This is a genomic window from Bartonella sp. PS7NMGDW (assembly GCF_042193585.1).
Classification (GTDB): Bacteria; Pseudomonadota; Alphaproteobacteria; order Rhizobiales; family Rhizobiaceae; genus Bartonella; species Bartonella grahamii.
The window spans coordinates 1-1214 of the sequence record NZ_JBHILX010000079.1 but is presented as its reverse complement, the minus strand read 5'-3'; the positions used below and the strand labels follow the sequence as shown (position 1 = coordinate 1214).

The 1214-nt window shown below is 36.5% G+C and carries 2 protein-coding genes; both read left to right on the top strand.

Annotation, left to right across the window (positions count from 1 at the left end):
* Positions 1-375 (top strand): hypothetical protein (locus tag ACFIKJ_RS09340; RefSeq protein ID WP_375654937.1); only part of this gene is annotated, 375 nt, incomplete at its 5' end.
* A gap of 69 nt (positions 376-444) precedes the next feature.
* Entirely contained in the window at positions 445-1188 is a 744-nt protein-coding gene (locus ACFIKJ_RS09335; RefSeq protein WP_375626999.1) for an antA/AntB antirepressor family protein, read from the top strand.
* The last annotated feature ends 26 nt before the right edge of the window (positions 1189-1214 follow it).

Here is a 1214-nt window from a genome sequence, read left to right as displayed (position 1 = left end):
AAACCAGTGTTTATAAATTCTGATGAAATTCTCTTAGTGATGTGCGAAAATGAAGAGCAAAATCTCGCTAAATCTGGTCCTTTCTTAGAAGAAAGTGACATGATCAAATTTATCGACCAAGCCGATAATGCTGTCCAAATTTTGCGTATTGAACCAACGACTAATCGTTGCGAAGATATCTCTGAAGATATTGCCGAATTCTATCTTAAAGAATGTGAAGAGCAGTGTTTCAACGGAAACATTCCTCACGATTTTATTCTACACAGCACAGCATACGGTTTTTTTTTAGATGATATAAAACAGCGCGAATATGATGATGCAATGTATGGTTCTTACGAACAACAACACCGTTTGCGTCCTTGTGATGTGCTTTAAAAGCTAAAGGCGTTTTTAAAAGACGCCACCTTCTCTTATCAATATTGGTAATTCAAAGAGATTATAAAAATGGATAATCCTATCACTATTACAAATAACACCATTAACGAAGAAAGCGTTCAAACAGTCAACGCACGTGATTTGCATAGTTTTTTAGAAGTAGGTAAAAAATTTGCGGACTGGATTACTGAACGTATCAACAAATATAATTTGGTAGAAAATCAAGACTTTGTTTGCTTCCCTATTTTGGGAAGCAAAGGAAGGGGTGGTCACAATCGTAAAGACTATCATCTAACTCTAAGCGTAGCCAAAGAGCTTTCTATGCTTGAAAACAATAAGAAAGGTAAACAAGCCCGTCAATATTTTATTGAATGCGAGCGGCGTGCAAAGCAAGTTCTTACACCACAAATCGATTACTCAAGTCCACAAGTAATGTTAGGTGTATTAACTCATCTAAAAAATGAAAATGAGCGTAAAGACATCATCATTGAAGATTTAAAACCAAAAGCAATGGCTCTTGAAAGCTTACAACGCTCTGATGGGCTCTTCGGTCTTACTGAAGCCGCTAAAGTGCTCGAAATGCAACCAAAACAATTCATTCTCTTCCTACAGAAAAAAGGATGGGTGTATCGACGCACTTTCGGGGATCGCTTATTGCCTTATCAGGATAAAATCCAAAAAGGACTAATGGATTGTCCCACCATTACACTTCAAACCGCAAGTGGAATAGAAAAAGTCATTCCTTGCGCAAAAATCACAGCAAAAGGAATTGGTATGTTGTCTCAAGAGATTAAAAAACAAAACATGCATTAAGGGAAATAAACCATGGAAAAAAAATA

What these genes read in the sequence shown, in the direction of transcription:
- ACFIKJ_RS09335 (WP_375626999.1), top strand. Translation starts at nt 445, where the DNA reads ATGGATAATCCTATCACTATTACAAATAACACCATTAACGAAGAAAGC.